Below are 24,726 nucleotides of genomic sequence, written 5' to 3' on the forward strand. Positions count from 1 at the left end.
GGTCGTCGGATGAGCAAGACCGAGTCGATGGTGCGTGTCGGGATCGCCTATGTCCTCGCCTTCGGGGCGGGGGGTGCGTGGCTGGCCTGGGGACCGCGGACCGGTCAGCTCTGGCTGGACGGATTGATCGCCGATCTGATCGCCACGGCTGTGGTCTTCGCGGCCAGCCGGGTGCACAAGAACTCCAGCTTATACGACGCCTACTGGAGCGTGCTGCCGCCTCTGCTGATGGTGGCCTGGTGGGTGCGGATCGGGGACGGCGGCGACCGGACGCGGGCCTGGCTGGTGCTGGGTGTGATGGTCTTCTGGGCGGTTCGGCTGACCGGCAATTGGCTGTACGCGTTTCCTGGTCTGCACCATGAGGATTGGCGCTATCCGATGCTGCGCGCCAGGGCGGGCAGAGCCGAGGCGGTCGCCGACCTGATGGGTATTCACGTCTTCCCTACGCTGCAGGTCTTCGCCGGGATGCTGCCGGTGTATGTGGTGCTGACCAATAGCGACCGCGGGATCGGCTGGCTGGACATCGTCGCGTGTGTGGTCGGTGTCGGCGCGGTGATCCTGGAATTCCTCGCCGATCTGCAGATGTACCGCTTCGCCGCACAGCGCCGCCCCGGCCAGGCAATGGATCGGGGACTGTGGAGTTGGTCGCGGCACCCGAACTACTTCGGCGAGTTCACCTTCTGGCTCGCGCTCGGCCTCTTCGGCCTGGCCGCCGCACCGCAGGACTGGTGGTGGGTCTTCCTCGGCGCGATCGGCATGTGCGCGATGTTCCAGGGGGCGAGCATCCCGATGATGGAGCAGCGCAGTCTCGAACGCCGGCCGGACTACCAGGATGTGATCGACCGGGTACCGCGCTTCGTTCCGCGTCCCCCGCGCAAGCAGCGGGAGTTCGTGGCGTGAGCAGCCCTCGCATTGTGGTCGCGGGTCTCGGCGACACCGGTCTGCTGACCGCCATACACCTCTCGAAATATGGCCGCGTGGTTGGTATTTCGAGCAAACCGGGACTGGTCAGCGGTCAGGAGCTCGGTATGCGCCTGTCCCGCCCGGGCGAGTGGGCCCGCGATTACTGGGTGCCCTTCGATCGCTATCAGCGGCTCGACCCGGTGCGCACCGTGCACGGCACGTTGACACGGTTGGACCTCGCGGCACAGCAGGTCCATCTCACCGGCCCCGACGGCGCCGGCGCTATCGAGCCGTACGACGTGCTCGTGATCGCTACCGGCGTGACGAACGGCTTCTGGCGGCGGCCGGATCTGCAGACCAGCGACCAGGTCGCCGCCGCCATCACCGCGGATCACGAACGTCTCGCAGCCGCCGACTCGGTCATTGTGCTCGGCGGCGGGGCCGCTGCGGTGAGCGGCGCACTCAATGTGGCAACCACCTGGCCGGAGAAGCGGGTGGACCTGTATTTCCCTGGTGAGCGCGCGCTTTCGCACCACCACGGCAGGGTGTGGAGCACGCTGAGCAAGCGGCTCGAACGGTTGGGTGTCGGGTTGCACCCACACCATCGCGCGGTGGTGCCGGACGGATTCGGCTGCGACGAGATCACCAGCGGAACCGTCGAATGGAGCACCGGGCAATCGGCGAGCAGTGCCGCTGCCGTGCTCTGGACGGTCGGCCGGGTCACTCCGAATACGACATGGCTGCCGGACGAGCTGCTCGACGAAAACGGTTTCGTCGTGGTGGACGAGTACCTCCGGGTCCCCGGTGCGCCCGGTCTGTACGCGATCGGAGACGTCGCGGCGACCGACCCGCTGCGCACATCGGCCCGAAGCCGCGCCGACGGCCTACTGGCACACAATATTCGGGCCGATCTGGCGGGCGGAACACCGAAGCCGTTCGAACCGGCAGCCCGGCGCTGGGGTTCGGTGGTGGGCACCCAGCGCAATAGCCTGGAGGTGTTCAGCCCGGGCGGTCAGGGCTTCCGAATCCCGGCGTGGTCGCTGCTGCAACCGCTCATCGTGCGGCGCGGCATCTACGGCGGGGTCAGAAGGCCGGTCAACTGAGCGGGTCCGGCCCGGTGGCCTTCAGGCGACGCAGACCCCAGCTCAGTAATGGGTTGTCCCACAAACTCGGTGGGGTGCGCTCGGGATCCATCAGTTCGTTCTCCGCCAGCGGACTGTCCTCGTCCTCGACCGTCTCCGGCTCGAACCGCACCAGGGTCCGGCCGCTACCGCGCAGGGCCTCGACGGTCCCGCGCAGCGATGACGTCTCGGCGAGGGTGGCCTCGAACTTCGCGGGTTCGGCGCCGAGATGTTCGCAGATCAGCTGCCGCCGGATACCGAGAATGGTGTCGCGCAACAGCTCACCGTCGGCGGTGTCGGGGGTGACCTCGACGACCAGATCGCATTCGGAGTCGAATCCCATCGAACGGTTATTGAGGTTCGACGAGCCGACCCGCAGCAGCCGATCGTCCATCACCAGCACCTTCGCGTGCACATAGATCGGCGCACCGGCCTCGGTGACGGGATAGTAGACGCCGAGCCGGTTTTGGGTGTCGGCCTGCCACAGCAGATGCAGTAGGCGCCGGCGGGCCCCGTCCATCGCCTGCTGTTCGAGCCAGCCGTCGGCGTGCCGGGGCAGTACCAGCACGATCTCCGGACCGTTCGGCTCGCGCAGCCGCGCGGCGATCGCCTCGGCGAGGTGGCGGGAGGCCAGATACTGGCTCTCGATGTACAGCGACCGCTCGGCGCCCGCGATCGCCGCGAGATACAGCGCCTCGATCTCCCGGACTTCGGTGCGGTCCGCGAGCGCGGGCAGGGTCCGCGCGATGCCGACATCGACGGAACACATTGTCGGCTCGAGGCCCTCCGGCCACGGGATGTCCCCGGCGATCTCGTCGACCGCCTGGAGTTCCTGTCCCGTGGCGGCTTTCCATCTGGCCCGGGCCAATTCGCCGATCGCCTTCGCCGCGTCACCGTCGACGGCGGTGGTCGCATCGTGCCACGGTCCGTACCGATTGCCGTTCGGCTCGGTCCGGTAGTGATTGTCGTCCCGGTGGTCGCCGGTGTCCCAGCGGTCGACGGTCATATCGATGCCGCCACAGAACGCCAGCGCGTCGTCGATCACCACGATCTTCTGATGATGTGCCGAACCGATCGGATGCGCGGCGTCCATTTCGAAGTGCAACCGCCGATCGGTCATCCAATTGGCGACGAAGATCGGCGTCATCCCGCGGCCGATCGCCGCGAACGCGCCGATATTCCATTTCAGCAGGTAGATCTCGAGATCCGGGCGCTGCTTCGGCAGCCAGGACAGGAACTTGCCCAGCCGATCCGGTCCCTCGAGGGTTTTGTGCTGCGGTTCGAACTTGATCCGGGTGTCGAAATCCCAGCCGATCAGCACAATGCGCTTGCGTGCCTGCAGCATCGCGGATTTGGCGTGCCGGAAATAGTCGGCCGCATCGACAATGCACGCCAGGCGATCGGCCTGCGCGATCTGCCAGCAGGTCTCGCCGGGGGTGAGGATTCGGTGCTCGTCGCTCATACGCAGTCTGTCCCCTCGTCCGGCCGCACACCTGTCCCCGCAGGTGAACAATTCACAGTACTGCGGTCGCGGATCTCAGTTCCATTGGGCAGGTACGGTTTCCAGCGAAATGCGGCGGCCGTCACATTCGGCGCGCGGCCTGCCACTGGGCGATCGCGCGCCCGATGTCGGTGGCCGGGGGTTCGTCGTAGAGCCATTCGCGCGCGATTCGATGCCAGTTGCCGGTGGTGCGCAGCTGGCCGAGCGCGGCGAAGGTGAACAGGTCCGCGCGTCGTGAGAAGACGTGCTCGGGCGGCAGCAATTGCTTACGCATGCCCCGGAATTCGACGGATCGGGGGTTGACTGCCAGAATCACCGCACCGGTGGCGAGCTCGGGGGTGATGGCAATCTCCTCGTCGAGCAGATGCCAACCCGCTGCGGCCCAGACGTATTCGAGGCATTCCTGCGCGGTGACGCCCGCCTCCGGATCGATGATGCCGCGTCGCACCCACAGCTGGTACAGATCGTCGGCGCGGTGTTCACCGGCGGCCCGCAGGGCGGTGCGCTCGAAATCGACGTGTGCGCGATCCATCTGGTTGTAGAGCCCGAAATCCACGAATCCGAGGCGGCCGCTGGCATCGAGCAGGATATTGCCGGGATGCGGATCGCCGCAGAATTCGTAGTCAGTGAACAGTGAGCAGATGTAGAAGCGGTAGATGAGCTCGCCGATCCGATTCCGGTCGGCGTCGGGCAGCGCCTGGATCCGGTCGAAGGATTCCGCCTCGAGGAACTCCGTCACCAGAACGTGTGGCGCACAGTACTCTTCGATGCTGTCAGGCACCACGATGAAGGGATGACCGCGGTAGCGCAATGCCACTCGATGCTGGGTGCGGGCCTCGCGTACGTAATCGAGTTCGCCGCTGATATTGCGAGCGATCTCATCGAGTACACCGGCATCGGCCGCGCTGGGCAGCGCGGATTTCCAGAGCTTGCTGAAGAATTCCAGATTGCGCAGGTCCGCCTGCACGGCCTCGTCCACCCGGGGGTACTTCGCCTTCACCGCGACCGCGCGCCCATCGTGCAATCTCGCCCGATAGACCTGGCCGATCGAAGCGGCCGCAATCGGAGTCTCGTCGAATTCGGCGAAAACTCGCGACAATGGGCCCAGATCGTCCTCGATGACCTTCCGCATTGCCGTGAAGGACACCACGGGCGCACGATCGCGCAGTTCGGCGAGCTTGCCGCGGAACAATTCACGATGCGATTCCGGAACCAGGTCGACGTCGAGCACCGAGAGCATCTGCCCCAGTTTCATCGCCGCGCCCTTCATACCGCCCAGCACCGTGACCAATTGCTGTGCGGCCTGCAGAGAGGATCGTTCGGCGAGAATCCGCCGGGCCTCCTCGGGCTGTCCGATCATCGACAACCTGGTCCCGACCCCGCGCACGGCCTGCCCCGCGGCCAGACGGCCCAGTTGACTTCCGCGTGTCAGTCGCCCTTTGGACACCCGATCGGCCATCTGCGCACCTCCGCAGGCCTGCGCGCGCAGCGGCCGGACGCCGCGATCGGCGCCCGTGCCGTGCCACGCCGGCCATAAATTCCTGTGGCGCAATAACTTACAGCCTATTAGCGATCTTCGACAGCCTAAGATGAGCAAAGCTCAATTTTTCACGATACGGCAGGGAGGCCGGGATGCCGCCGAAAGCACGACAGCGTCGTCGTCCGACCCAGGAGCGTTCGCGGGCCACCAGAGAGCACATCCTGGACACCGCGGCGCGATTGTTCGGTGAGCGCGGAATCGCCGATACCTCGACGAACCGCATCGCGGCGGAGGCGGATGTCAGCATCGGCACGGTGTATCGGTATTTCTCCGATCGCGGCGTGATGGTGGACGAATTGCTCGCGCGGCTGCTCGAGCAGCTCGAGCGGCGCTTCACACAGTGGTTGTCCGGTCTTTCGCAGCAATCGAATCCGCAAGAGCCGCTGTCGACGACGCGGGTGATCACCGAGGTCTTGGACGTATTCGCCGAAGAACTGGTCGTCAATGCGAAATTGGTGCGTGCGCTCGTCGCGGGAGTGCAGTTCTACAACAGTGGTCTCCCCGAGTTCGAGACGCGGCTGCACCTGCTGATGAAGGTGCTGTTGATACAGATCCTCGGCCCGGGTGACGATCACCAATACGACGTGATGACATTCGTTCTGGTCAATACCGGATTCGCGGGGGTATTGCGCGCATCTGCCCTGGAGGTCGACAGTCAGGAACGTCAGGAGGCTGTGGCCATGACCGCGCAGATGATGGCCACCTGGATCGAGTCCGAGACCGGCCGGCGTTAGGCGGACAGGCGCATGCCCACCGGGTTCAGGGCAGATCCCGGTGGGCGCGCCCGCAGGCTTGGACCCCGTACGTGTCACCGAAAGGGGGTCCGGACGCACTAGAGCCGGTGCGAGCCTGCGGAGTAGTACCGGGCGACATCGGGAGTCGGACGATGCCGCGCGGTACAGCTGGTGAGGGTCAGAGCGATCCGCCGCCGCCGATGACCCAGGGGTTGAATGTGCACTGCAGGTCCGGATGTTGTGCCGGATCCAGTGCCCGCAGCGCGATGGACAGCGCGCGGGGTGAATACATGATCGTCAGGTGGTCGGACACGTCTTGTTCGCAACCGTCCTGCAGCAGGATGTTATCGACGTGCGCACCCGGACCGGCCTTGAGGAAGGTCAGATCGTAAGGGTTGGTGACCTCGTCGTAGCGGGTGCCGACCACGGTGTAGTCGATGCCGGGCACCGTGTCACCGTTGGCATTGAGCTGGTTGACGAAATCCGAGCCGATGGTCTGCTGGATTCCCGCGTGGCCCACGAACAACTCGACGAAACCGAGGACATCGATGCCGAAGTTGTTGACCGCCCGGCCCAATGCGCCGATACCGTCGAGCGAGGTGCCGTGGTTGGTGGCGCCGTAGGTGATCATATGCTGCACCTTCGGGCCGCCGCCCTCGAACTTGGTGTACCAGCCGGCCATCGGACCGCCTTGCGAATGCGCGACGATATCGACCTTCGGGGCGCCGGTCGCCGCCAGCACCCGATCCACGAAGGTGGCCAGCTGTTTTGCCGAATCCTGGATGTAGCCGGTGCCCATGATGCCCGGCAGCACCGAGCCGAGCCCGCCGCCCTGGGCGATATTGGACCGGCCGTAGTTGAAGGTGAAGGTGCAGAATCCGGCGTCGGTGATCGGCTTGCTCATAAACGCGAAACCGTTGTAGGCGTTCATCCAGGTGCCGTGGACCAGGACCACCGGGCGCGGGTGCTCGGCGCTGGGTTTGCAATTCCAGTCGTTGGTTTCCGGGGGTGCGGCATCGGGATTGGCCAGGCCGTACCCGAATGCCGCCGTCCATGAGGTCATGGCCGGGCCGTAACCCTGTGTGTCGGAGGAATATCCGCCCGACAGCCCGGAGCTGGACCCTGATCCGCCGAAGCAGTCACCGGAACCGTTGCCCGATCCCGCGCCACTGCCGGAGGTGCACGCCGACCCGGTGCCTACCCCGGCCACCGGTCCCGCCTGCTTCAGTCCCGCCGCGATGTAGTCACCCAACTGCTGTTCGGTCGGCGCCGCATCCGGTGCGGCCTCGGCGCTCGTTCCGGCGAATCCGACCGCCAGCAGCGAGACCCCCGTCATGACCGCTGCCCGTATTGCCCTTGGGCGGGTACTTCGTTTCATTTCGTGCCTTCCTGCAGCCCGACGTACGTTCGAGTTCCGCTGCCGTGTGGGAGTTTCGGCACCGAATCCGCGCTAACGCTAAGCCGGGCCGGAGGGCGCCAGAAGGCACTGCGCCGGGGTTCGGAGATCTCACCAAATCGATGGACGCTGTTCATGAAGTGCGACAATATGATTCACCGGGAATGCCGTCACAAATTCGCACGACCATCGCAGTGATATTTCCGGATATGGGAACTAGTTCCGCACAAGCGCATTCGGGTGACGAATCATCGACGACACCGGCTGTCCTTCCGGTCTCATTCGCGTGAAACTTCTGGAGTTCCCGTGCGCGACTTTCCTTTCGCCCGCCTCATCCCCCGTTTCCCACTAGCGGCACTGACCGCGGTCCTCACATTCGGCATCCTTGCATTCAGCGCCCCAACCACCCACGCCGACCAGCCGTTCCCACACGGCCCGGACACCGCGATCGTCATCCTCGGCTTCGGCCTGCAGCCCGACGGCACCCTCCGCCCGGAACTCATCGACCGCTTACGCGCCGGCTACGTCGAAGCCTTCGTCTCAGCGGCATCACCGGTCATTGTCACCGGCGGCAACCCCCAATCCGGCATCACCGAGGCCCAGGCAATGGCCGATTGGCTTATCTCCCATGGCCTTCCACCCCAGCGCATCCACCTCGAACCCTCCGCCCGCTCCACAGTCGAGAACGCCGAATACTCCGCCCAGGTCATGACCGAACTCGGCACCCACAACGCCATCCTGATCACCTCGGCCTACCACATGCCCAGAGCCTTAGCCTCTTTCACCGCCGCCGGTGTATCAGTCACCAGCACCTACTCCCCGGACGAGCTATGGAACCTACTAACCTTCGGCCCGAAGCCATAGAAGGTATGGCCCGCAGAATCTGAATATCCTTGTATCACAATACAATTAACCTTTCGTGGTCTGTTTTCCAGCGGTAGAATAAAGGCATGGAATCAAGGGAAGAAACCGCAATCGCGACCGGTGCGCAAGCACTGGTCGCGGCGGTCGATTCCCTCACCACCCTGTCGTTGATTCCGTTGCCCGACACCGACATTGTCGCGTTGATGCAGCAGATCGAAACCAGCACCCGCCGGTTGGCGTCGGTGCAGCGGGACCTGATCGTGCAAGCCTGTGCCCGGTCGTTGCCTACCAAGAACGGGTCCGGGAGCCCGGCACTGTATTTGCAAGCGGTGCTGCATATCTCGCACGGGGATGCGATCAACCGGTGGCGCACCGCCGAAGACCTCGCCGTCTGGCATCGCGTCGGTGACGAACCCGACGCGGCCCCGGTACTGCCGTGTTCCGCCCAGGCTTTGGACGACGGTGCGATCTCCCTCGATCATGTGCGGGTGATCCGGCAGGTGATGAACCGGCTGCCCAGCAAAATCCCGGCCGAGGCCCGTGCGTACGCCGAAGAAGAACTGGCCCGGCAGGCGCGTGCTCTGGATCCGACGCATCTGCCGCGGATCGGGGAGCGGATCCTGGGTTACCTCGACCCCGACGGCAAACTCACCGATGACGATGACCGCCAACGGTTGCGCAGCGCGAGTGCGAGTCCGCAACGGTACGACCTGATGTCCACCCTCACCGTCGAACTCACCCCTGATGCGCGTGGGGCCTTCGATGCGGTCATGGCCAAGCTCGCGCGTCCGGGGATGTGCAACCCCGCCGACAAGGAAAGCCCGTGGGCCGAGGACGAGGACAACCCGATCCCCCGGGACGTACTCGAAGCCTGCGCCGCCCGCGACGAACGCACCAAGGTCCAACGCCAGCACGATGCGTTGCTGGCGGTGCTGCACCCGGACTTCAACCCCGCCAAGCTCGGCTCGCACCGCGGGCTGCCCGTCTCGACGATCCTCACCATGAGCATCGATGACGTGGAACGCGTCGCCGGGGTGGCTACCACCGCGACCGGTGGCACGGTGCCTGTTCCCGAGGCGTTGAAGTTGGTGGCCCGCCGGTCCAAGACGTTCGTGTTGGTGAAGAACAAGGACGGCATGCCGTTGCACCTGGGCGAAGCGCGCCTGGCGAATCCGGCACAACGGTTGGCGTTGATCGCCACCGAGCGCGGCTGCACCCGCCCGGGTTGCTCTGCTCCGGCGAGTATGGCGGCGGTGCATCATGTGACCGAGTTCTGCAAGGGTGGGCGCACCGATATCGAGAACCTGACATTGGCGTGCGATCACTGCCATGCCTTGGTCAAGGGCGGCCCGCGCGGGTGGAAGACGATCAAACTCGGTGCGGATTCGGACTTCCCGGGTCGTACGGCGTGGATCGCGCCCGCGCATGTGGATCCGAGTGGGACTCCGCAGGTCAATCATCTGCATCACCCGGCCGAGTTGATGTCGGAGGCTCCGCCGTCGCTGCGGCCTGGCCGGGTGTGTCGTGCCTGGGGGTTGTCCCCGGTGCGGTACCGGGTGCTGCGCCGGGTCGCCCCACCGCCACCGCGACAATAGGTTTCCCGCCCCTCGTGTCACCGACAGGTTGATCCTGTCGGTGCTACAGGTCGTTGCCTATCGGGGTGTTTCGAGACCGGCTCGCCTTCGGAACCCGAACCATGACACCTCGGCCGCGACAAAAGGGCTTCCCGCCCAACTCCCTCACAGTCAGGCCGATCCCGCCCTGCTGCAGGCCGTTGCCCGACTTGGTCTTTCGGGTTCTTGATCTTCGATCCCTGTGTTCCAGGCATCTTTCTTCTTTTCGCTCTTCGTCTTTTCGTGTTTGTCTCTGAAACCGGACCACAGCCGGTCGACCGAGCCGGTACCGCAGGTACCTCCCAACTGCGGAAGGTAAATCGGGTACCCCACCCGACGCCACCAGCACGGCCATCTCGGGCCCTGCCCGCACCCCGTGACCCAACACCGCTCCTGGACGCACGCAACCCAGGTGCACCGGCTTGTCTCGGCCTCGAATCCCCCGAAGCGGGCACCGCACAACTCTTCTCTCCGACCGCACAGCAGGTATCCGCACGGCACAGACCCGATAACCGTTGTGCCGCTGAGAGACCCGCTGTTCGATCCCCAGTGGCCGACGGTTTCTATGCCGAAACGGTCGGTGCACCTGGGTTTCTTGCCTCCCGGGCAGGGTTGGTCAGCACGGGGTGCGGGCAAAGCCCGAGATGGCCGTGCTGGGCACGTCGGGTGGGGTACCCGATTTACCTCCCGCAGTTGGGAGAGATACCTGCGGTACCAGCTCGGTCGACCGGCTGTGGTCCCGTTCTCGAGACGAAAGACGAAATACGAAGGACGAAAATATGAGGGTGGGGATTGTTTATGCGCTTCGGTGGGTGTCGGTGTGGTCGCCGAAGGTGCGGGCTATTAGGGCGGCGCGGAGTTGCCAGAGGCCGGAGGTGGCGGTGGGGTCGAAACCTGTTAGTTGGCAGATGCGTTTGATTCGGTAGTCGACGGTGTTGGTGTGGATGTGCATTTGGCGGGCGGTGCGTTGGCGGTTGAGGTTGGTGCTTATGTGGCAGCGGAGGGTGTGTAGTAGTTCGGGGTGGGCGTCGAGGGGGTCCAGGAGTGCGCCTAGGGATTCTCGGCCTGGGCCGGGGCGGGTCAGTTGATATTCCAGTGCCATGTCGGCGAAGCGGTACAGGCCGGCTACGCATTCCAGGCGTTGGACCATATCCAGTAGTTCGTGTGCGCGGTCGGCGGCGGAGGGCACATCGACCGGGGAGGCAATTACCACTGTGGCGGTGACGGGAATTCGTGCTGCTGCCGACAAATGGGCGAGCAATTCGTCCAGTCGATCCGCGATCGGCGCAGTCGCGGGGACGAGAATTGTCCCGCCGTCCACGCTCAGCAATGCCAGCGCGGTTTCGCCGCAGCGGGTGGCCAGTTCAGCTTGCAGGCGGCGCAGTTTGCGGCGGGCGACCACCTTGCCGTCGAGCATGGGGTGGCGCTCATCGGGATGCTCCGGAATATCCAGTGCCAGAACGCAATACTCGGCGGCGATGTCGATACCGCATTCGCGGGCCATCGTCGAGGTGGGGTGCCCGCCGAGCAGCGCGGAGGTGAGAGTGTGCACCGCGCTGTGGTGCTCGCTGACCACCGCCTTGTGTTCGCGCACGTAGGCGCGGGCGACTGTCGCGCTGATGGTGTCCAGCAGCTCCACCACCAGCTTCGCGCCGTCCATCAGATTGGTGTAATCCTGGGCCGTCGCACCGGAGGCGATGAGGTCCATGCCGAATTTGAACCCCTCGTGAATGGAGTGCAGGATCGTTTCGATCGGCACCCCCTCACGCGACCATCCGGCCGCGGCCTCCGACAGCCGCCCGGCCTTCGCCGGAATGTCCTGACCGTCGAGCATGCTCACGGCCAATTCCAGACAGACCCGGGTGACACTGGTGACGTCACCGGAGATGACATCACCGGGCAGGGTCCCGCACGGGATCACATTGTCGATGAAATGTCCTACCAGCTGCTGAGATACGGTCCCGACGTCTTGCAGCGGGCCGGACATCGGCTTACCGGAAACCGTCAGGCCCGCTCGAAGCGCTTCGTCGGTTGTCATCGTCGACTCCCTTCCGAGGTGATCTACCGCACGTTCACGGTGGAGTTCGAACTCTAAAGTGAAGATCAGCTCACCTTCTACTCCCTTTCGATCCGAACGATGATCGACCGCGAATCATGGTGATGGCCTGGGCAAAATGGGGTGAATGCACCAGTCTGGCCCTATGCGCCAGCGGCTGATGGCAAGAACTACTCAGCTTTTACTTCAGCTATTACTGCCGCGCCGCAGCCACTTCGGCGCCCACCAGCACCGATCACCGAGCAGCGTCATGGCCGCCGGCACCAGCAGAATCCGCAGCACGGTCGCATCCAGGAACAGCGCGGCGATCATGCCGTAGGCGATGTACTGCATCATCAGCAGATCGGAGAAGGCGAACGCGCCGACCACAACCAGCAGGATCGCCGCGGCCGCGGTAATGATCCGGCCGGTGCGCACGGTGCCGATCCGCACCGCCTCGGTGGTGGACGCGCCCTCCGCCCGCGCCTCGGCGATGCGCGAGAGCAGGAAGACCTCGTAATCGGTGGACAGACCGTAGATTACGGCGACAACCACCACCAGGATGAGCGACATGATCGGCTGTGGCGTGAAGTTCAAGGCCTGCGCGCCATGCCCGTCGACGAAGACCCAGGTCAGAATCCCCAGTGTGGCACCGAGACCGAGCAGGTTGAGCACCGCCGCCTTGAGCGGCAAGACCAGCGAGCCGAACGCCAGGAACATGAGCACAGTGGTCGCCGACAGCACCAGCAGGAGCATCAACGGCATACGGTCCATCAGCGTCCGAAGACTATCGCGCTGAACAGCCGGTGATCCACCGACCAGCACCGTCGTACCTGGCGGTGCGGCTATCGAGCGCAGGCTGTCGATGGTGGCCGCCGCATCGTGCGGATCGAGTAGGGGCGCCTCCGTGGTGAAGACATCCGGCTCGGTACCACTGCGCCGGGGCACTCCGAAGTGAGCCGCCAGGCCGGGTGCGTGGTTCGCCTGGTCCCACACCGTGCCGGCGTCGCGTGGATCACCCGTGCGAATGATCAACTGCACCGGATCGATCCGCCGCAGCGGAAACAGTTCGTCGAAATGCTGCTGGGCAACGCGGGTGGGATGCTGTGGCGGCAGGAAGAGTTCACTCACACCGCCGAACCTGATATCCGCGACCGGTGCGATGAGCAGCAGCAAACCCGCGCACACCGGAATCAGCACGGCGAGTGGATGTTTCACGACACATCCGATGACGCGGTGCCACAGCGCTCCGGAGCGCGGCCCGGTCGCCCGGAACCAGCGCACCCCGAGCAGGTCCACTCGGCGGCCGAGGACACTCAGCAGCGCGGGTAGCACGGTCACCGCGGTGAGCGCGGCCAGGGCGACGGTCACCATCGCGCCGTAGGCGAACGAGCGCAAAAAGTTCTGCGGAAACAGCAGGACACCGCTGCTCGCGACAATGACGATGATCGCGGAGAACACCACGGTGCGCCCGGCGGTCGATACCGAGCGCCGCACCGCGTCCTGCACCTCACATCCGCCCGCCAGCTCCTCGCGGAAGCGGCTCACGATGAACAATCCGTAGTCCACCGCAAGGCCGAGCCCGATCATCGAAACCACCGGGGAAGCAAAGGAATTCACCGCGACCACCGAGGTGAGCACACGCAGCACGCCCCAGGCGGCGAGCACGGTGAGGCCGCCCGCGAACAGTGGCAGTGCCGCCGCCACGACCCCGCCGAAGAGGAAGAACAGCAGCACCGCCACCGCCGGGATGGCAAGCAATTCCATCCGCCGCTGGTCATCGGTCATGGTGTCCGTCAGTGCCGCACCGACGGCCTGTCCGCCCGCGACCTCCATATCGACCCCCGGCAGCCGGAAGGCGTCGGCGACCCGGTGGAAATTGCGGATGAGCGCGGTGTCGTCCTCGCCCGCGATCGCGACGGAGGCGAAGGCCGCACGCCGGTCGCCCGTGCCGAAGATCGACCGTTGCGCCACACCGGTTTCGGTGGGCCAGTACGCACCGTTGATCTTGGCGATCTCCTCCGGATGGCGCTGCGGCAGGCTGTTGAGATAGCCCGTGACGGTCCGTGAGAAGTCCGGGTCATCGATCGTCCTACCGGTCGGAGCCCGGAACAGCAGAATCACATCGCCGGTGTGATCCCGGCCGAAGGCCTGATTCCGCAGGCTCATCGCCCGCACCGATTCCGATCCCGGATCGTCCCAGCCGCCCGAACTCAGATGATCCGGCAGCCCGAGGCCGTACCCGCCGAGCGCGAGCAGCCCGGCGACCATGACACCGAGCACCAGAAAACGCCGCCGGACCACGAATTCTCCCCAGCGTGCGAAGCCGATGAACAATGGCCACTCCCAGCGTCGTTCGAATCGCGTGCCGATGCTACGGCCGATCACGACCGGATGAATTCCCGCAACAGGCGATTCGTGGCCGCTCACAGTCGGAGTCACCGGCCTTTGTGCCCTGGATCAACGTTCGAATTCCGGCGGACGAAATCCCTGGCAGCGCACGTACTATCGGCCCACAACCCTGCACCGGCGCATCGGGTAAACGAAACCGTGCACAGCTGGGCGATTCTTCCGCTGTCCCCTCGGGCGAACGGCGGTGCCACAATTCGGGAGGAAACGCATGTCGGATATCGCCGTCGTCGGTATCGGCTGCCGTTATGCCGGCGGAATCGATTCACCGGAGAGTTTCTGGGAATTCGTTGTCGACAAGCGGGACGCGGTCGTCGATATTCCGGCAACCAGGTGGGATTATCGGCGCTGGTACGACCCGGACCGGCGCACACCCGCGCGCAGTTACACCAAGCGCGGGGCGTTCCTGACCACCGATCCGTGGGAGTTCGATCCCGATTTCTTCGGCATCTCCCGGCGCGAGGCCGTCGGACTCGATCCGCAGCAGCGGTTACTGCTCGAGGTCACCTGGGAGGCGCTCGACGATGCGGGTGTGGCCGGGCGCGCCTCGGGGGCGGCGGTCGGGGTGTACGTCGGCGGGTTCGTGGTCGACCAGTCGGTGGTCGGCGTGGTCGGCCCCGCGCTGCCGCATGTCGACATGCACACCGCCGCCAGCGCGTCCTACACCATGCTGTCGAATCGAATTGCGTACGCGCTCAACCTGACCGGCCCCGCGCTCACGGTGGATACGGCGTGCTCGTCCTCCCTGGTCGCCGTGGATCTGGCGTGTCAGTCCCTCGAGCGCGGTGATTGCACGGTCGCGCTGGCGGGCGGGGTGAACGTCATGCTGCAGCCGGAGACGTTCGTGATGATGTGCAAGGGCGGATTCCTGGCCGCGGACGGCCGCTGCAAATCCTTCGACGCCGCCGGTGACGGATACGGGCGCGGCGAGGGCGGCGGCATGGTCGTGCTCAAGCGGCTGAGTGACGCGGTGCGCGACGATGATCGCATCTACGCGGTGATCAAGGCGAGCGGCACCAACCAGGACGGGCGCACCACCGCCATTACGGTGCCCAATGCGACCTCGCAGGAGGCCCTGGCCCGAACCGTCTGCGCCCGTGCGGGATTGGCGCCGGAGGACATCACCTACGTGGAAGCACACGGCACCGGGACACCGGTCGGCGACCCGATCGAACTGCGGGCGCTGGGCAGCGTCTACGGCGTGGCGCCGGGCCGTACCAGCACACTCGGCGTCGGGTCGCTCAAGGCCACGCTCGGCCACACCGAGGCCGCCTCCGGTGTCGCCAGCATCATCAAATCCGCACTCGCACTGCGACATCGAACGATACCGCCGCAGGGCTGGTTCGAGACCGCCCATCCGGACATCCCCTTCGCGTATCTGAACCTGCACGTCCAGCTCGACCCCGAGTGGGTCGGCCCGGAGGTCGAGCGAATGACCATCGCCGTCAACGGTTTCGGCTACGGCGGCACCAACGCGCACGTGATCATGCAGGAGTTCCCGGCCGAGGCGGCCACAACTCCGGTCGCGCCCCGGCACTTCGGGGTGCTGCCGATCTCCGGCCGCAGCCCGGCGGCGGTACGCGAACTGGCGGGCCGCTTCGCCGATCTGCTGGCCGGCGGCGCCGATCCGGGCCACCTCGCGGAGGCGGCGTGGACGCGGATGGCGCATCATTCCTTCCGCACCGGGGTGCTCGTCGGGGACGACCTGGTGCGGGATCTGCGCCGCTACGGCGCGGGTGACGGCCGGGACGCGGTGCGCACCGTCGCGCATCGCGTCGCCGAGCCGGTATTCGTCTTCTCCGGCATGGGTCCGCAGTGGTGGGGCATGGCACGCGAACTGCTGTGTGCCGAAGGCATATTCGCGGCCACGGCGCGACAGGTGGATACCGCGTTCCGGGCAGTATCGGGCCGGTCGATCATCGAGGAGCTGCTGCGGCCCGAAGCACAGTCGCGGATGAGTGCCACCGAGATCGCGCAGCCTGCCAATTTCCTCGTCCAGGTGGCGCTGGTGGCCGCACTGGCCGAGTTCGGCATCGCGCCCGCCGCCATTGTGGGGCACAGCGTCGGTGAGGTGTCGGCGGCCTATGTGGCGGGGGTACTTTCGCTCGAGGACGCCGTGACGGTCGCCTATCACCGGGCCAGGTTGCAGGCCACCACGGCCGGATCGGGCGGCATGCTCGCGGTCGGGCTCACCGCCGAACAGGCGCACGCGCTCGTCGACAATGATCCGCGCGTGGACATCGCGGCGATCAACAGCGCCGGTTCGCTCACCCTCTCCGGCGAAGTGGACCGGCTCGACGAGATCGCCGAACAACTCACCGACGACGGTATTTTCGCCCGCCGCCTGCGCGTGGAGGTGCCCTATCACAGCCGATTGATGGACCCGATCCTCGCGGAATTGCGAACCGCCCTGGCCCAGCTGACAGTTCGGCGACCCGTCCTGCCGCTCTACTCGACCGTGACCGGTGAGGCGGTGACCGCCGCGAGCTGGGACGCCGAGTACTGGTGCGCCAATGTTCGCCAGCCGGTGCGTTTTTCGGCGGCGATCAGCGCGCTCATCGCCGCCGACAGTCAGGTATTCCTGGAGATCGGCCCGCATCCGGTGCTGTCGGGCAATATCCGGGAACTGCTCCTGGGCGCCGGCGATACCGGGGTCACCGTGGCGACTCTCGATCGCAAGCAACCAGATTCGGTGAGTCTGCGGCAGACCCTGATCGGTCTCTACAGTGCCGGGGTCCTCGATACCGAGGTCCTGTTCCCGGCCGATCGGCCACCCACGCCGCATCTCCCACTCCCCCGCTATCCGTGGCAGCGCACCCGATTGCATTCCGCGCTACCGCTTTTCGAACAGATGCGGATGGGCACGCCGGGCGGTCACGTCATGCTCGGCGATCCGGATCTGGAGGGCAGGCCCGGATGGTTGCTGCAGATCGGGTCCGAGAATCTGCCGTGGGTCGCCGACCACGTGGTCGCGGGTACCCGAATCCTGCCCGGCGCAGCATATCTGGATGCGGCGCTCAGCGCGGCCGCGAGCAGGCAGGGCGGCACCCGGGTGGCCCTGGACAATGTGCGCTTCGTCGCTCCGCTGATCATGGCCGGGCCCGATGTGCCGCTGCTGGAGACCAGCATCGAGGATTCCAGCGGCCGATTCCTGATTCGATCCCGCAGCGCGACCGGATCGGTGTGGACCGTGAACGCGACCGGACGCCTGCTCACCGGCAGCTATGAATCATCCAAAATCGAACCACCCCATATAGATTCCGAGGTGGAGCTCGATCCCGAACTGTTCTATGCCGCACTGGCGGCCCGCGGCCTGCAGTACGGTCCGGCCTTCCGGCGGGTGACCTCCGTGCGGGCCAGCGCCGATGCCGTGGTCGCCACCGTCGACGGCACCATCGTCACCGGCTCCGGGCATCTCGCACACCCGGCGGTGGTGGACGCGGCCATGCAGACCGTCGCGCTGCTGTTCGCCGACGCGAGTCTCGGCGAGGGCGCCATGGTGCCGGTCGGGGTGGACGGGGTCCGGCTGTACGGCCCACTGCCGGAACAGGTCACCGTGGTCACCCGCCGCGATCCCTCGTCCGCGCTGCGCGCCCATGTGGATCTGCTGGACGGCGACCGGAACCTGTGCCTGCAATTGGTCGGCGTGCGCATCGGTGCGCTCAGCCCCGGGGCGGGTCCACTGCACCGCATGGTCGACTTCTTCTACGCCGACACCATGGAGCAGCGCGACCGGATCGATCCGAGCGCCCTGCGCACCGCGGAGACGACCTGCACGATCGTGGTGGGCCTGGGACGGCCGCCGCGCGCCGAACGGCTGGCCTCGGTCCTGCTCCACTCCCGATATCTGCCCGCCGAACCCGAGGACGAGACGCTCGAGGCCGACCTCACAGAACAATTGGTCGCCGCCGCCGCGGAACCCGGTGTGCGGCAGGTGCACGTCTGCGTGGTCGCCGGCGCGGTGCCCGACGATATCGCGGCGCTCTGGACGCTCAAGCGAATCGCCGTCACCGTCGAGGAATTCGCCGCCGCGAACGACACCGGCGAGGCGCTGTCCGCCGGGGACGGCCCCTGCTACGCCACCCTCGTCACCGAGAGCGCGTTCACACTGCCCGCCAGTCCGGTGGCGCCGAACTCGGCGCATGCCGCGCTCGCCGGGGCGCGGCGGGTCCTGCTCAACGAGCAACTGCGACTGCGCTGGCGGCTGATCGATACCGAGCCCGGCATTCCGCTCATCGATTTGATCACCGAGCTGTCGGTGCCGGGCGCGTTCTCACTCGACGACTCCGACGAGGTGCTGCTGCGCGCCGGCAAGCGCTGGGCTCCCGTGGTGACCCGCCCGCTGCAACAGCGTGTCGACGCCCTGGATACCGCTGCGCCGCTGGCTGATCCGGACGCCGCGTTCGGACTCGAGGTGCCGCGGTCACGGCTGCTGTCGGCACTGGCGTGGCGCGGCTGCCCACGGCCGGACCCCGGGCCCGGCGAGGTCGAGGTGCGCATGCGGGTGATCGGGCTCAACTACAAGGATCCGCTCAAGGTGATGGGCATCCTCGGGGAAAGAGAGCTGGCCGCAACATTTTTCGGCACCAAGCCGGGTATGGAGGGCGTGGGCACCGTCGAGCGAGTCGGCCGGGGTGTCACCGGACTTGTGATCGGCGATCAGGTGGCCGTGGCCGCCAAGGACATGATGCGCCGGTTCCGGATCGTGAACGAGCGCCTGGCGATCCGGCTGCCGCTCGGTGCGCAGCCCGAATTGTGCACCAGCACCACCTCATTCGGCACCGCCGAGTACGCGCTGCACGATCTGGCGCGGCTGCTGAAGGGCGAGACAGTGCTGATCCACGGCGCCGCGGGCGGGGTGGGCTCGGCCGCCATCCAGGTCGCGAAGGCGCTGGGGGCGCGCATCATCGGCACGGCGAGCACCGATGAGCGGCGGGCCCATATCCTCGCCCTCGGCGCGGATCATGCCCTCGCCTCGCGCTCGCTGAACTTCGCCGACGATGTCCTGGCGCTCACCGACGGCGCGGGCGCCGAGGTGGTGCTCAGCACCGCACCCGGTGAGATGCTGCGCCAGAACTTCCAGGCGGTGGCCGAATTCGGCAGGATAGTCGAGATCGGCAAGGCCGACATCTACACCGGCGGACTGCTGGAACTGGCCAATTTCGACAAGAATCTGAGCTACTTCTCCGTCGATCTGGATCGCATGTGCGCCGTCCGCCCGCTGCAGCTGGCGGAGCTGCTGCGCCGGGTCTACGACAAGATGGAGACCGGCGTCTACCGGGCACTGCCGTACGAGCTGTTCGAAACCCATGAGGTGGCACAGGCTTTCGACGAGGTCATTCGGTCCACGCGGTCGGCGCGCGTGGCCCTGCGAATGGATTCGCCCGCCCCGCCGGTGCGGCCGCTGCTGCCGGAGGTCGAGATCGGCCCCACGGCAACGTATCTCATTACCGGGGGCTTCGGCGGTTTCGGCCTGGCCACCGGGCGCTGGCTGGTCAGCAAGGGTGCGCAGCGGCTGGTACTGGTGGGCCGCAGCGGAGCGGCCACGGCGGCGGCCCGCCAGCAGATCGCGGCCTGGCGGGCGCTGGGTGTGCGCGTCGCCGAGGAATCGGCCGACGTCACCGATGCCGACGCGGTCGCGGCCGTTGTCGCGCGGGCACATACCGCCGACTATCCGCTGCGCGGCATCTTCCATACGGCAGGCGCGGTGTCCGACAACAGGATTGCGGCAATGAACCTCGAGCAGTTGACCCGGGTCTATCGGCCCAAGGTGCACGGGGCGCGGGCCCTGCACCGGGCGGTGACCGAGGCGGGCATCACGCTCGACATGTTCGTGCTGTACTCCTCCGGCGGATCCATGTTCGGCATCTTCGGCCAGTACAACTACTGCGCGGCCAATGTGGCGGTGGAGGCGCTGGCCGAGCGGTGGGCCCGCGCGGGCATACCGGCGATATGCCTCGGCTGGGGTCATATGTCCGGCGCGACCGGCGGTATGGCGGCCGAGGACAAGGTGTCGAAATATCTCGACCTGGTCGGCTTCGCGCCGATCGATATGGCGGACGGTACCGCGTATCTGGAGCAGTCGCTGCGACTCGGGGTGACCCGGGCGGCGATCATTCCCACCGACTGGGGCAAGCTCACCGCCGCCTTCCCGCAGATGGCACGGACCGGACGGCTGGCCGCGCTGGTGGCGTCCTCGGTGCAGGACAATTCGGCGCTGGCCCAATTGAAGTCCGAGCTCAACGGCCTCGAGGAGGGCAAGCGCGGGCAGGCCGTGGCGCGCATGCTCGCCGATCAGCTGGCGGTGGTGATGGGCGTGGCGCCGGAATCGATCGATCTGACCGTTCCGGTGCCCGAGCTCGGCCTCGATTCGCTCATGGCCGTCGAATTCGGCGCCCGGGTGGGCAAGCAGCTCGGCATCGAGCTGATGGCCTTGCAGATGGGGCGTTCGTTCAGCCTGCAGCAGGCCGGGCCGAAGGTGGCCGAACTGATTCTCGCCACCGGCGAGCCGATCGGGGCGCGGCTGTGACCGAGACCGCCGCGCGCCCACCGGAGGAGCGGGCGGGCGGTGCGGCGGGCGCGTGGATCGCCTTCGGCGGCTGCTTGATCGCGGTCTTCATGCAGATGATCGATGTGACCATCGTGAACACCGCTCTGCCGAGCCTGACCGCGGACCTGGGCGCGTCCCGGCAGGCGCAATTGCTGGTGGTGTCGGCGTATTCGCTGGCCTTCGCCTGCACACTGCTGACCGCGGCCCGCATCGGTGAGCTGGCCGGTCGGCGCGCGGTATTCCTGGTCTCGGTGGCGGCGTTCACGGCGGCCTCGGTGTGGTGCGGAATATCCAGCAGTGCAGGCGAACTCGTGGCCGCGCGAGTGGTGCAGGGCATTGCGGGGGCGGGCATGGCGGCGCAGACCATCGCGATCCTGACGGCCATCTTCCCGCGCGACCGGCACGGGCAGGTATTCGCGATGTACGGCGCGACCGCCGGATTCGCGGGCATGCTCGGGCCGATTCTGGGCGGCGCGCTGCTGACCGTGAATCCCTGGGGGCTGGGCTGGCATTCGGTGTTCCTGCTCAACGTGCCGCTCGGCGTGCTCGCGTTCGTGCTGGCACTGCGTTATCTGCGACTCGGACGCCCGGCGACGCGGACGCGACTCGATCTCGGCGGGGCGGTGCTGTCGAGTGTGGCGCTGTTCGGGCTGCTCGCCGCGCTCGCCGATGCCCAGCAGAACGGCTGGCGCGCAGGCACGGTCGTCATGCTGATCGCGGCGCTGCTGTGGGCGGCGGTGTTCTTCGCCCAGCAGCGCGGCAAGGCCGGGCAGGGCGGCAATCCGCTACTGCGATTCGATCTGTTCGCCGATCGCGGCTTCGCGATCGGCGCGGTGCTGATCACCGTATTCTTCGGCCTGTTCACGGCTTTCGTCTTCGCCGTATCGATCACGCTGCAGGACGAGCTGCGCTTCTCCCCGTGGCGGACCGGTCTGATGATGACGCCGTTCGCGCTGGGAGCGGGCGCGGGCGCGCTCGTCTCACCGATCCTGCTGCGGCGGTGGGGAGTTCGCACGCTCGCGGCCGGAATCACCGCGTACGGCGTGTGTGTCGCGATCGGGGCCGGTTATCTGCACGTGAGCTCCGGCGCGGTCTCGCTTCCCTTGGCGGTGGGGCCGGTCTTCCTGTCCGGGCTGGGCGTTGGATTGTTCGGCGTCCAGCTGCCGCCGCTCATGCTGTCGCGGCTCGATCAGCAGCAGATGGACGCCGCCTCGGGCCTGCTGCCGACCATCGAGCAGATCGGCAACGGACTGGGGCTCGCGGTGCTCAGCGCGGTCTTCTTCCGGGTACACACGCTGGCCGGCAGCGTCACCATGTTCGCGGCAATCGCGGTGGTGGCCCTGTGCCTGGGCGCACTGGCCCTGGCACTGCCGGAGCGAACGGGGGTGTCACCGTGGTGAGTTTCGGGTTGATCGACGAATGGGAGCCCGCTCCGGGGCGGCTGCTGAGCTGGGTGGCGTCCCCGGAATCGATAGCGCGGGCCGGGCAGGCCCCCGTTCATCCGACGCCGCCGTCCCATCAGCAGGAGCAGTATCTGCGCGCCGCCGGCCGCAATGCCGCGGCCGACTTCCGGTACTCCGGACTGTGCCTGGTGACCGCCGAGGTGCCCGAGCTCCTCGACCGGCAGGCCATGACGCGGGCGATCAATGCTTTTCTGCTGCGGCACGATACTTTTCGAACCTGGTTCGCCCTCTCGGCGACCGGCGCGGTGGTGCGGCATCTGGTTCCGGCGGAGGCCGTCGAATTCGTCGCCGTGGACAATGGCGAGATCGACAATGCCGAGGGCATCCGCGAGCACATTCAGAAGACGACTCCCGGCCCGTTCCAATGGGACTGTTTCAGCTTCGGGGCGATCGAGCACGACGGGTCGACAACGCTCTACCTTGCGGTCGATCATCTGCACACCGACGGTGTCGCGCAATACATCTCGTGCTTCGATCTGGCGCAGCTGTATGCCCGCGAGACCGGCACGGAAATCGAATCACCGGTGCGGCCGGCCAGTTTCATCGACTACTGCGCACGCGAGCGCGAGCGTTCGGACCAGCAGACGGCCGCCACACCCGGCGTGCGGAAGTGGCTGGAACTCGTGCGCGGCAATGACGGCGAATTGCCTTCGTTCCCTTTGGATCTCGGCAAGCGGCTGGACGGCTACAACCGCAGCGCACACCGCACCGTCGATCTCTTCGACGAGGACGGGGCGCAGCGTTTCGAGCAGGCCTGCCAGGCGGGCGGCGCGGAATTCGCCGGGGGCATTTTCGCCGTGGCCGCGCTCACCGAGCGTGAACTCACCGGCAGTGACTACTACTTCGGCATGACGCCCATCAGCACGCGCGGCTCCGTGGCGGAAATGGCCTCGGTCGGGTGGTACGTGACACTGGTGCCCGTCGCCTTCCCGGTCGCCGCGAGCGCGGGGTTCGCCCGCACCGTCACCCGTGCGCAGCGGGCCTACGAGAGCGGTTTGCGGCTGACCTCGGTATCGTTCCATCGTGTGCTGGAACTCGCGGCGGACCACACCGGGATCGCGGTGCCGCCCGGCTGGGTGACGCCGATGATCTCGTACGTGGACGCCCGCGAATTCGCCGGCAGCGAGGTCTACGACGAGATTCGCGGCGGGGTGTACGCCAACCGTGCGGCCAGTGAGGAGGTCCTCATCTGGATCAACCGGCTGCCCTCGGGAACGTCGCTGAGCGTGATCTATCCCGATACCCCCGTGGCGCACGACTCAGTGGATCGCTATGTGGCGGTGCTGAAGTCGGTATTCCGCGAGGCCGCCGCTCACTGATCGAGCGCGGCGGCGAAGACCGGCCAGGAATTGTGCAGATCCTCCTGCCAGTAGCCCCAGGAGTGGGTGCCGCTCGACCGCAGATCGAAGACCGCGGGAATGTCCAAGTCCCGGAAGCGATCCCGCAGCTGCCTGGTGCACACATCGGTGACGGCGTCGAGAATGCCGCCGAGAACGAGCTGATCGACCAGCTTCCCCGGACTGCCGCCGATACCGGGACCGTCCAGCGTATCGAGCGGACCCGGCGCGCCCGTGCCCGAGGACACGTAGATCGCCGTGCCACGCAACTGCTCCGCGTGCAGATACGGATCATTGGCGGTCCAGGCGGGATCGGCGGGCGGCCCCCACAGATTGAGCGGGTCTCCGCGCTGGGACGCCACAATGGCATCCACCATGACCTGGCCAGCCGGATCGCTGGTGCGCACACAGCCGCTGTAGGAGCCGATGGCGCGGTAGCGGCCCGGTGCGGCCAGCGCCAGCCGGAATACCGCCGAGCTCGCCATGGACAGGCCCGCCAGGGCGTTCCGCCCGCTGCCGCCGAATGCGGTGTCCATGATCGGCGGCAGCTCCTGGGTGAGGAAGGTGCTCCAGCGCTGTCTGCCCAGGACCGGGTCGTCCGCGCGCCAGTCGGCGAAGAAACTGCCCGCGCCGCCGATCGGGATCACCACGGTGACCTGCTTATCGGCGAAGAAGCGCTCGGCATCGGTCTTGGTCAGCCAGTTGCTGCCGTCGCTCCACAGCCCGGTGCCGGCGCCGCCGTCCACACCGTTGAGCAGATAGAGGGTGGGCGCCGGGCGTGAATCATCCGGCGCGGGGAGCACTTCCACCGGTACGAGGCGATCCATCGCCGCCGAGTACACGCTCAGGTCGAGGATCCGGCCCGGTCCCTGTGCCACGGCGACGAGCCGTGCGCCATCGGACGCCGGGCGGGCGGCGGCCATGGCTCGCGCCGGGATCGGGATATCGGTCCCCGGCGGCGGAGCGGCCGCGGCAGATCCGCCCATGCCCATCAGCACAGCGGCGAGCAGTACTGCGGTCGCGCGAACCATGCGGGCGACCGTAGGCCCGGAAATTGTCGCGCCGCAGCCCGATCGGAAGTCTCTGGAGAACCGACCAGCACAACCGCATCGGCACTGGTATTCACCACAAACTTGCTCGGGATTCGCCCTGACCATCGAATTCCACTGTTAGCGTGCAGATTCGGATCCGCTGTCGTATCCCGTGCCGAAGCACGCGGCCGCAACGGTCCCGATCTTCATATCGGCACTTGTCAGAACG

14 protein-coding genes are annotated in these 24,726 nt (G+C 66.7%); 8 read left to right on the top strand and 6 right to left on the bottom strand.

Features of this window, described 5'->3' with window-relative positions:
• Positions 1 to 9: 9 nt before the first annotated feature.
• Complete coding sequence (locus tag OG326_RS26180) at positions 10 to 900, top strand: DUF1295 domain-containing protein (protein WP_327139768.1); 891 nt, start codon at positions 10 to 12, stop codon at positions 898 to 900.
• On the top strand, positions 897 to 2,006 hold the full coding sequence (locus OG326_RS26185; protein ID WP_327139769.1) for an FAD-dependent oxidoreductase: 1,110 nt from the start codon (positions 897 to 899) through the stop codon (positions 2,004 to 2,006). The genes OG326_RS26180 and OG326_RS26185 overlap by 4 nt, the downstream gene beginning before the upstream one ends.
• On the opposite strand, the gene OG326_RS26190 is transcribed toward OG326_RS26185, so the two are convergent.
• Positions 1,999 to 3,486 carry a phospholipase D-like domain-containing protein gene (locus OG326_RS26190; protein ID WP_327139770.1) on the bottom strand — a complete coding sequence of 496 codons (1,488 nt, stop codon included), beginning with the start codon at positions 3,484 to 3,486 and terminating at the stop codon, positions 1,999 to 2,001. The two genes, OG326_RS26185 and OG326_RS26190, sit on opposite strands and share 8 nt — an antisense overlap.
• Before the next feature lie 121 nt (positions 3,487 to 3,607).
• A complete protein-coding gene (locus tag OG326_RS26195; RefSeq protein WP_327139771.1) occupies positions 3,608 to 4,984 on the bottom strand; it encodes an ABC1 kinase family protein in 1,377 nt (458 codons plus the stop codon).
• 173 nt (positions 4,985 to 5,157) lie between these two features.
• Here OG326_RS26195 and OG326_RS26200 point away from each other — a divergent pair, with 173 nt between their 5' ends.
• Positions 5,158 to 5,799, top strand: coding sequence for a TetR/AcrR family transcriptional regulator (locus OG326_RS26200; protein ID WP_327139772.1), 642 nt, complete (start codon positions 5,158 to 5,160; stop codon positions 5,797 to 5,799).
• A 178-nt stretch (positions 5,800 to 5,977) separates the two neighbouring features.
• On the opposite strand, the gene OG326_RS26205 is transcribed toward OG326_RS26200, so the two are convergent.
• On the bottom strand, positions 5,978 to 7,135 hold the full coding sequence (locus OG326_RS26205) for an esterase/lipase family protein (protein ID WP_327139773.1): 1,158 nt from the start codon (positions 7,133 to 7,135) through the stop codon (positions 5,978 to 5,980).
• 366 nt (positions 7,136 to 7,501) lie between these two features.
• Here OG326_RS26205 and OG326_RS26210 point away from each other — a divergent pair, with 366 nt between their 5' ends.
• A complete protein-coding gene (locus OG326_RS26210) occupies positions 7,502 to 8,059 on the top strand; it encodes a YdcF family protein (protein ID WP_327139774.1) in 558 nt (185 codons plus the stop codon).
• 86 nt (positions 8,060 to 8,145) lie between these two features.
• Positions 8,146 to 9,654, top strand: coding sequence for an HNH endonuclease signature motif containing protein (locus tag OG326_RS26215; RefSeq protein WP_327139775.1), 1,509 nt, complete (start codon positions 8,146 to 8,148; stop codon positions 9,652 to 9,654).
• Positions 9,655 to 10,468: 814 nt separating this feature from the next.
• Here OG326_RS26215 and OG326_RS26220 read toward each other — a convergent pair.
• Together OG326_RS26220 and OG326_RS26225 are read right to left on the bottom strand one after the other, a co-directional pair.
• Positions 10,469 to 11,710, bottom strand: coding sequence for a PucR family transcriptional regulator (locus OG326_RS26220; RefSeq protein WP_327139776.1), 1,242 nt, complete (start codon positions 11,708 to 11,710; stop codon positions 10,469 to 10,471).
• 204 nt (positions 11,711 to 11,914) lie between these two features.
• Positions 11,915 to 13,978 carry an MMPL family transporter gene (locus OG326_RS26225; RefSeq protein ID WP_327146588.1) on the bottom strand — a complete coding sequence of 688 codons (2,064 nt, stop codon included), beginning with the start codon at positions 13,976 to 13,978 and terminating at the stop codon, positions 11,915 to 11,917.
• A 349-nt stretch (positions 13,979 to 14,327) separates the two neighbouring features.
• Between OG326_RS26225 and OG326_RS26230 the strand changes: the two genes are divergently transcribed.
• From OG326_RS26230 to OG326_RS26240, 3 genes are read left to right on the top strand one after another with little or no spacing between them, the layout of a single operon-like run.
• A complete protein-coding gene (locus OG326_RS26230) occupies positions 14,328 to 20,645 on the top strand; it encodes a type I polyketide synthase (RefSeq protein ID WP_327139777.1) in 6,318 nt (2,105 codons plus the stop codon).
• The gene (locus OG326_RS26235; protein WP_327139778.1) at positions 20,642 to 22,066 is read left to right on the top strand and encodes an MFS transporter; all 1,425 of its coding nucleotides are present in this window, start codon (positions 20,642 to 20,644) and stop codon (positions 22,064 to 22,066) included. Before OG326_RS26230 ends, OG326_RS26235 begins: the two co-directional genes overlap by 4 nt.
• Positions 22,063 to 23,448 carry a condensation domain-containing protein gene (locus OG326_RS26240; RefSeq protein WP_327139779.1) on the top strand — a complete coding sequence of 462 codons (1,386 nt, stop codon included), beginning with the start codon at positions 22,063 to 22,065 and terminating at the stop codon, positions 23,446 to 23,448. The genes OG326_RS26235 and OG326_RS26240 overlap by 4 nt, the downstream gene beginning before the upstream one ends.
• Here the strand turns inward: OG326_RS26240 and OG326_RS26245 are convergent.
• Positions 23,442 to 24,497 carry an alpha/beta hydrolase gene (locus OG326_RS26245; protein ID WP_327139780.1) on the bottom strand — a complete coding sequence of 352 codons (1,056 nt, stop codon included), beginning with the start codon at positions 24,495 to 24,497 and terminating at the stop codon, positions 23,442 to 23,444. The genes OG326_RS26240 and OG326_RS26245 overlap by 7 nt on opposite strands.
• Positions 24,498 to 24,726: the final 229 nt, after the last annotated feature.

Origin of the sequence: Nocardia sp. NBC_01327 (assembly GCF_035958815.1) — a bacterium.
Taxonomy (GTDB): Bacteria; Actinomycetota; Actinomycetes; order Mycobacteriales; family Mycobacteriaceae; genus Nocardia.